Origin of the sequence: Siphonobacter sp., from assembly GCF_048595215.1 — a bacterium.
GTDB lineage: Bacteria > Bacteroidota > Bacteroidia > Cytophagales > Spirosomataceae > Siphonobacter.
Window position 1 is genome coordinate 1 of record NZ_JBMDWJ010000353.1, and the last position, 8,624, is coordinate 8,624.

Here is an 8,624-nt window from a genome sequence, read left to right on the forward strand (position 1 = left end):
ATCTGCTTTTACATTTTCAATACGGCCGCCCACCAGCGAAAATACCTTGACTACTTTGTCCTGGTTAAAGGTGACTTTACCCGTTAGCTGGAGTTCGTTGGTAATGGGTTTCAGCCGGGCGGTATCGATGGTAGCTCCGGCCAGTAAGTTTGAATCAACGGGCGTGGCTTCAGCCGTTTGTGTGTCCTTATCCGAGTCGGAATGACAACCGGTCATGCCCAGTGTCAGTAACAAAGCCCCGTACAGGCAAAATTTAAATGCGGGAAATGAATTCGTTTTCATGAGTAGTTTATCGACTGAATACATTCGTTCCGACCGCGTAGCCTAACTCTTCGAGGCTTTGCATCCGGTTGTTCTGGAGTTGACGGTACTGAATCTGACTATTTTTATACGAATCGAAAAAGTCCAGAAACTCGACTACGTCGATATTTTGTTTGCGGTAATTCGTGGTTACGCCGTCAATGAGACGCGAAAAGTCTTCGTTAAAGCGAGTATCAAACTGCTGGTACAACTGGTTGGTCTGAAGCACTTTTACATACGCTTTCTGTACTTCGCTCTGCACCTGCAATCGATAGGCGGCAATCCCCTGTTGACTGGCCTGCGTACGAATTTTTGCCGCTTCGATGTTGCCTTGGTTTTTGTTGAAAATGGGTACGGGTAATCCAACGCCCACCCCGATATAATTTGAACCGAAAGCCCCGTTGCGGTCAAAGGTCGCCTGCACGGTCAGATCAGGTTTGGCCAATGCTTTCTGTAAAATCAGATTCTGCTGTTCCAATTTGGACTGATCGGTATACGCTTTCAGATCGTACCGATTTTCTTCCGCCCGGTTGTACAGATCATTCAGCGTCAGCGAAGTCGGATTGTAGGCTTCAAGCTCCTGTGTCGTTACTTCAGGCCGTACCACCGTCGCCGGATTCATATTCAACAATACGGCCAGTTCAGCCTGATCGTTGGCCAGTTGCAGGATGAGCGACTGTTTTTCCGTCGTCAGATTAAACAGATACGCTTTCAGTCGGGTTAGGTCTTTCAGAGGAACGTTCCCTTTTTCGTACTGCTGTTGATACAGCGTCACCGTCTGCTGAAGCGTCTGGATTTCCTCGTCGTAAATACTAATCGACTGTTGATTAAAGTAGAGACTGTAAAACGTACTCCGCAGGTCGTACCGCAAGGTCCGGATCACATCCTGAAAACGGTCACGAGCAATTTCAGTACTAGTTTGAGCGATGGCTAGTTGCTTGTTCCGTTTACCAGCCAGCAGAAGTAGCTGTTGCAACTGTATAATCTGCTCGGAATTACTTTGGCGAAATGGCAGTATAGCCCGTTCCTTACCCGCGGTAGCCGTACCATTATTGTAAGGCATGATTTCGGCGTATATGGTAGGGTTGGGCCGAAGTTTCGACTGGATTTCCTGTTTTTGTGACTCGCTGATGCCCAACTGAGCAATCATCAGGTTTAAGTTCTGCCGGGTAAACTGCTCTTCGGCCTGCGTTAAAGTCAGCTGAAGCGTATCAGTAGGGGCCGCTATCAGCGGTACTCCTTCCGTAACCTTCGGTTGAGCCTTGGCCTGAAAACCAAGCATAGCCAGGAGAAAGGTTATTGGATAAATCAATGACTGACGTACTAACATGGGGTAGTTAAGAAAACGTAATAGATCCGAGTAGTTCACCGAATATACCCGTAAAATTCATCCTTTTATTGCCGTTGGTGAAATGCTTTTAACAAATGTAAATGCCTAAGATTAGGCCAACATTAAGAGAAGTTAAAGACAGGATTAGAATTCGCTAAAGGTGATCTTATTCTCTTTTTTAAGCTTAGGAAAATTGTATCTTTGGCCTATATACGTCTGTTTTTCAGCACTTTAATAAATAAGTAAAGATTAGTAGAAGTGTTTAATTTAAACCCAATAACCGCTCGTCGGTGATTAAAAAATTTTAATGTGAGGATTGACGTAGTAAACTTGACTTTTCCTGAGTGATTTTAATACGCCACCTCGATTGGCTTCTATATGCGGATATTAATTGTAGAAGATGAGTTAAAACTCGCTACCTCGCTCAAACGCGGATTGGATGAATACGGCTTTCAGGCCTCCGTAGCTCTGGATGGAGCTTCAGCGAAGAAAGCTCTGGAACTGGGAGAGATTAATCTGGTCATACTGGATATTAATTTGCCCGACATCAATGGGTATGACCTGTGTCGCTACATTCACGAACGAAACAGCCATATTCCCATCATTATCCTGACCGCCCTGGGTACGATTGAAAATAAACTCACGGGCTTCGACGCCGGTGCCGATGACTATCTGGTTAAACCCTTCGAGTTCAGTGAACTGCTGGCCCGCATTCAGGTAAGCCGCAAGCGTACCCAGCACTCCAGTACCTCTGCCGCTCATAGTCAGTTGAGCATTGCGGATCTGGTACTCGATCTTCGGGAAAAAACGGTAAGCCGGGCGGGTCGCCCTGTTAACGTCACCCCCCGCGAAATTGCCCTGTTGGAGTACTTTTTAAGAAATCAGGGAACGGTACTGACCCGAAACGAAATTGCTGAAAACGTCTGGGATATTCCTTTTGACACGGGCACCAACCTGATTGATGTCTACATTAATACGCTACGAAAGAAAATTGATAAGGATTTCACGACCAAACTCATCCATACCCGCAAAGGGATTGGTTACATCATGAAAGAAATGGCCGAATAAACATGCACCTCCGTACCCGCCTGTCTCTTACCTTCGTCGTGGTGGTTTCGCCCGTGCTACTCCTGTTTCTGGCAAACTTTTACTACTACTTCTCTACCTCGAATCAGGATTACTTTCTGAATATCGTTAAAAACCGCGGGGTGACGATGACGCACCTCATGTCGCGGGGGGAGTCGCTGGATCGTTCGCTGTTACGATGGATTGACGAAGGCACCTATACTTCTTTATCCAACCGCCGCGTAGCCATTTTCGACGAGCAAAATCAACTGCTGTACGACAGTGGCGAACTGGATGACAAGGAAATTCAGGAACCTCCCTTTACGATTACCGAACCGCTGTTACAACAGATTACTAGTCAGAAGGTAGTTTCGATCAGCGATGGTGAACGCATGGGTTACGGTCTTTTACTGCATAACTCCAAAGGGCAACGGTACAAAGTAGTTTCGTACGCCATCGACGATTACGGACAGCAGAAAATGCACGAAATGATTACCGTTTCGGTGGCTACGCTAGTAATTGCCTTTTTGGTGGTTATTGTGCTGAGCCAGATTTTCGCCCGCCGCTCCATCAAACCGATCTCGAACATGATCGAAAAAATTGAGCAGATCAAAGTTTCAAATCTGGAACTACGCCTACCCGTACCGCCCGACGCGGACGATGAGCTGAGTCGATTGGCGGTATCGTTTAATCAGATGCTCGACCGGATTTCCAGTTTTGAAATGCAACGGAGTTTTGTTTCTAACGCATCGCATGAGTTACGGACCCCTTTGACCCTGATTACCAACCAGATTGAAGTTTCCTTAATTAAACCCCGTTCGAGTGAAGAGTACCAGAATTTATTGAAATCGCTTCTGGAAGATATTAATCGTCTGAATGCGTTATCAAACGGATTGCTCGAACTGGCTCAGTTTGACGTCAAGGAAATTCAGGTAACCTGGGCAACCGTACAGCTCGACGAAGTGATCTACGAAGCAGTAGCTTCCGTACTACATAAATACCCTAATTACCGCATCAGTTTTGCGACGGATGCTCAGGACGAAGATGAATCTTTACCCGCTATTGCCATAAGGGGTGAAGAATCGCTTTTACAAATGGCCTTTATGAATCTGATTGAAAATGGCTGTAAGTTTTCGTCCGATCATCATACGCAAATTACCGTGAAGCCTCATTCGGACTACGTCGAAGTATTCTTCGAAGATCAGGGTATTGGCATTGCCGAATCAGAGCTTGACTATATTTTTCAGCCCTTTTACCGGGCTACTAATTCCCATGCAATCAAGGGAAACGGCATTGGTTTATCCCTGACCGAGAAGATCATTAAACTACACGGAGGCCGGATTACGGTAAATTCTCAACTGGATCAAGGTACCCGTTTTCGCGTGGACTTGCCCTCTTTACCCGGCCTCAACGAAGAAATAGAAGAAAGCTAGGTTACTAGTTTAGTCCTTATCATTTCTAAACAATCCGGCATCCACTCGCCTTATAGCGTATAGGCATCGCCACCTACGTTATGAAATACCTTGCATTGATCGGAGCCTTCGCTCTGTTGGGCTGGAGTTGTACCAGTCCCGATAAACCCTCGGAAGATTGGCCCACGTACGGAGGCAATTACGCCGGTAACCGTTACTCTAAACTCGATCAGATTAATCGCAGTAACGTCTCAAAACTCAAAGTAGCCTGGAGTTACAAAGCGGTTCAGGGTGAAAATCCGTTTGAGATTCAGTGTCAGCCCTTAATGATCAATGGAATCCTGTACGGAACGACGCCACTCCTGAAGCTCTTCGCTTTGAAAGCCGATACGGGGGAAGAACTCTGGAAGTTTGATCCTTTCGAAAATCAGATACCTACATTCCATCCCATCCGGGGTTTGATGTACTGGCCGGAAGGAAAACGGATTTACTATTCGGCGGGCTCCCGTTTGTTTGCTCTGGATGCAGAAAAAGGTACGCTGGTATCTGAATTCGGTGAAAAGGGTTCCATTGATTTACACGAAGGAGTTGGGGATGGCCTGGACCGGGACGTAAACGCGTTACCGGTTGATGCCACCAGTCCAGGCGTCATTTATAAAGAAACGCTGGTGATGGGTTCGCGGGTAGGTGAAGGTACGGATGCCGCTCTTGGTTACGTACGTGGTTTCGATGTCCGTACGGGCAAACTCAAATGGGTTTTTCATACCATTCCTCACCCGGGTGAATACGGCTACGATACCTGGCCTAAAGATGCCTGGAAAAAAAGTGGGGCCGCTAATAATTGGGGAGGTATGGTACTGGACGAAAAACGTGGGGTCGTGTATCTCGGTACGGGCTCTCCCTCCAGTGATTTTTACGGCGGTGCTCGGGAAGGTACCAACCTTTTTTCTGACTGTATTCTGGCTCTAGACGCGGAGACAGGCAAACGAATCTGGCATTTCCAGACCATCCATCACGATTTATGGGATCGCGACATCCCCTGTCCACCAACGCTAACCACCGTAGTGCATCAGGGAAAAAAAGTAGAAGTAGTAGTACAGGCGACGAAAGATGGCCTGGTATACGTATTAAACAGAGACACCGGAGAATCCCTGTTTCCAATTGAAGAACGTCCCGTACCAACGGAGGCTCTCCCCGGTGAAAAGCCCTGGCCTACGCAAAAATACCCGTTGAAACCGGCTCCGCTCACGCGACAGTTTTTAACGGAAGCGGATATCACGACGCGTACCCCCGAGGCTCATGCCTTTGTACTGAAGCGTTTTCAGCAAACGCGTTCCGGAAATAAATTCATTCCGCCTAGTAAGGAAGGAACGCTGGTTTTTGGATTGGGAGGTGGAGCCGAATGGGGCGGCAGTGCCGTTGACGAGCAGGGTATTCTCTATCAAAATGCCAATGAGATGGTTTGGGACGTGCAAATGGAAGAATTTAAACGTCAGAAATCACAGCCGCTCTCGGGTGAAACACTGTACCTCGATCATTGCTCGATTTGCCACGGCTCCGAACGAAAAGGCAATGGGGTCGAATATCCTGACCTACGGAATATAAAAGCCAAGTATTCGCCTCAACAGGTGATGCAAATTTTGCAGACGGGACGCGGCCGTATGCCTTCTTTTCAGCATGTACCGGAGAAAACGCGTCTGGCCATTGTCAATTTTCTTTTGGGAATTAATAAGCCCATTCCGCCTGATCCCCATGATTCAAAGCCCGCGGTAACTACCGCCGATACACCGCCCCCTCCACCTTACGTGAATACGGGTTGGAAACGCTTTCTCGATCCCGATGGCTATCCGGCTATTACGCCACCCTGGGGAACCCTGAATGCAATTGATCTCAATACGGGAGAATACCTTTGGAAGGTTCCACTGGGTGAGTTTCCGGAATTGACAAAGAAAGGACTACCTGTTACGGGAACGGAGAGTTACGGAGGTCCCTTGGTTACGGCTGGAGGTTTGGTATTCATTGCTGCTACAAAGGATGAACGCTTCCGGGCTTTCGACAAAAAAACGGGTAAAGTAGTGTGGGAATACCAACTGCCTGCGGGTGGTTTCGCTACACCCATGACGTATCAGATGAAGGGGAAACAATATATTGTATTAGCCGTGGGTGGTGTTAAAAATGGACATAAACCAGGGGGTTACTACCTCGCTTTCAGTTTATAATAGCATTTTTAAGCACTAATTTTAACGTTAAAATTAGCGGTGTAATAGACGTTTTAAAGAACGTTTGCTATACCGCTAATTTTAGTTTTAGACGTTTCTTAATTACCCTCTTTCCAATACGAAAACTGGCCATAGAACCTCTCATTTGCGTTCGAATAGTATACGGAATGCAGTCGGTATTTTGACCTATTGATGAATAGCCGCTTTAACGTATGGTTTGTAACTGACTTGTAATCAGGTTAATAGACTGATTTTCCTTTCACGCCATTTTAATAAAATGTAGTTTGGTCGGTTATATAAAAGCAATGTTACGACTGAAGCTAAATAGCTGATATACAATAGACCTATACTAAATAAAATGTGGTTTGGTCGGTCATTACTGCTCTTACATCAGTCTGAACCTAATCCTGATTTACTTAATAAAATGTAGTTTGGTCGTCCTGTACTTTACTTGAAAAAGTAGCTTGTAACTATTTGAAAACCAGCAGTTTATATTATTGATTTTTAAGCAAACCGCTTAATAAAATGTAGTTTGGTCGGTATATTTTTTGGGCTCAAAAAAGAATCTGATAGTTCACAACTATGCCTGATAATCAAATAGTTACCTATGCACAACGATTTTACACCCATCGCGACTAGTCGTTTTGAGGCGAAAGGGTTTTAATAAAATGTAGTTTGGTCGGTGTGCATCTGAAAGATGGAGTTAGGGTAGTACTCTCGAGTCTTGTAATCTTGCTGACCGGGGATCGGAATTAAAAAATGTAGTTTGGTCGGTCTATCGAAGTAAGACTTTAAGAATCGCTTCTAATAAAAGCCTCTGTGAGGCCTTCAAAGTGGTTAATCGGTGTCAGGGTGAATACTTTACCTAGAAGATGGCTGAGAGAGGCTGTATTTGAGAGCTGTCGGTGCTGAGCTTGGTTGACTTAAGTTCGCTTTCTAGGTCAGGCAATAAACTAAAAATATAGTTCACGGCCTGACTCCCTTATTTTCTTTGCCACGCTTTTTGATTTTTTGATTTTTATAAAAAGCCTTTTTTTGATTTTAATTGGTACGAAGCGGAGGCCCTTTTTTCATTTATCAAGAGTTTGTGTTTTTCAATATCTCTTGATAATCTCTTGAAGGGAAAAACGAGCGTTGTAATTGTTTGATTTTTAGTGGTTTATCCTGTGGATAACTTTTAAAAAATGTAGTTTGGTCGGTAAAAACATGGACTTTGGTCGGTATTTGTCATTTAAAAAATGGGGTTTGGTCGGTCAACCTGACCTATAAAAATGTAGTTTGGTTGGTAATAAAATGTATTTGTCCAAACTAGGTACATTATATTCTTTTTTGTACGTTATTTGTTCATCCATAGCCCATCTCTTAACCCATGAATGCACAGATAGAAATTTATCAGGACAACTTCCTTACCCAGGCCCGTTACGAGATGACGGAAACGGAGCGAAATATCCTCTACATGGTTATTGCTCAGGTGCGTCCCGATGATTCACCCATGAAAGTCTATCAAGTTTCCATCAAGGAAATTGCAAAAATTATGGGCAGTGAAGAGATTAAATTTGAAGCCTATAAAAATGCAACGGCCCGCATCGTCACCCGACTCGTACAGGGGTATTTGCCCAACGGGGATTTCCTTCAGACGACCTTTGCCGCTTCGGCGAAGTACAAAAAAGGGACGGGCATTATCGAAATTGCCTTGTCCCAGGAAATTCGCCCTTTCTACGTTGATTTGAAGGAACGCTTCACGAAAATTCAGTTACAGGCCGCGATAAGTTTGCAGTCCATTTACGCCAAGCGGATTTACGAGTTGTTGTGCATGTACAAAAACATGAAAAACAAGACCTTTCGTCGTAAGCTCGTAGACCTAAAGCTCATGCTAGGTGTGATGGATACCAAGACGGGCAAGGATAAATACCCCGTGTGGACGCAATTTCAACGGGATGTACTGGAAGTAGCCAGTCGCGAAATCAATGGCCATACGGACCTGACCTTTACGTTCACGCCTATTCTGGGGGATCGTCCCGGTCGGGGTCGTAAACCCGTGGAACAGGTAGAGTTTGAGGTTTCCTACATTACGCCCAATGTCATTGATTTTAGTCCTTTGATGGATCGTCTGGTGAACCGTTTCAAGTTGCGACAGGACCAGGCGGAGGAAGTCATCGAGTCCTTCCCGATCGAGAAGATTAATAAAATCCTTTACGACATCGAGGTACGGATGGCTAACAACGAAATCAAAAACGTAGGTAGCTATACCGCCAAATCATTTGGGCTGTAGTGAACCCTACAGCCCCTCCCCTCCCC

General features: G+C 45.5%; 5 protein-coding genes and 1 pseudogene. 4 read left to right on the top strand and 2 right to left on the bottom strand.

Translation table 11 applies throughout. The annotated features are described in order from the left end of the window. A pseudogene (locus ACOJTG_RS21980) lies at window positions 1-282 on the bottom strand (efflux RND transporter periplasmic adaptor subunit); the annotation flags it as partial. A gap of 7 nt (window positions 283-289) precedes the next feature. Continuing rightward, window positions 290-1,582 (bottom strand): TolC family protein, encoded by a 1,293-nt coding sequence (locus ACOJTG_RS21985; protein WP_420155771.1) that lies wholly within the window; start codon window positions 1,580-1,582, stop codon window positions 290-292. Between the two features lie 426 nt (window positions 1,583-2,008). On the opposite strand from ACOJTG_RS21985, the gene ACOJTG_RS21990 reads away from it, so the two are divergent. The 4 genes from ACOJTG_RS21990 to ACOJTG_RS22005 all read left to right on the top strand — a co-directional run bounded on the left by ACOJTG_RS21990 (window position 2,009) and on the right by ACOJTG_RS22005 (window position 8,598). Beyond that, window positions 2,009-2,698: a response regulator gene (locus ACOJTG_RS21990; RefSeq protein WP_420155772.1), complete on the top strand. Its 690-nt coding sequence runs from the start codon at window positions 2,009-2,011 to the stop codon at window positions 2,696-2,698. 2 nt (window positions 2,699-2,700) lie between these two features. Beyond that, the gene (locus tag ACOJTG_RS21995; RefSeq protein WP_420155773.1) at window positions 2,701-4,128 is read left to right on the top strand and encodes a sensor histidine kinase; all 1,428 of its coding nucleotides are present in this window, start codon (window positions 2,701-2,703) and stop codon (window positions 4,126-4,128) included. An 80-nt stretch (window positions 4,129-4,208) separates the two neighbouring features. Further along, window positions 4,209-6,326, top strand: a complete 2,118-nt coding sequence (locus tag ACOJTG_RS22000) for a PQQ-binding-like beta-propeller repeat protein (protein WP_420155774.1) — start codon at window positions 4,209-4,211, stop codon at window positions 6,324-6,326. A gap of 1,369 nt (window positions 6,327-7,695) precedes the next feature. Further along, window positions 7,696-8,598: a replication initiation protein gene (locus ACOJTG_RS22005; RefSeq protein WP_094812750.1), complete on the top strand. Its 903-nt coding sequence runs from the start codon at window positions 7,696-7,698 to the stop codon at window positions 8,596-8,598. The last annotated feature ends 26 nt before the right edge of the window (window positions 8,599-8,624 follow it).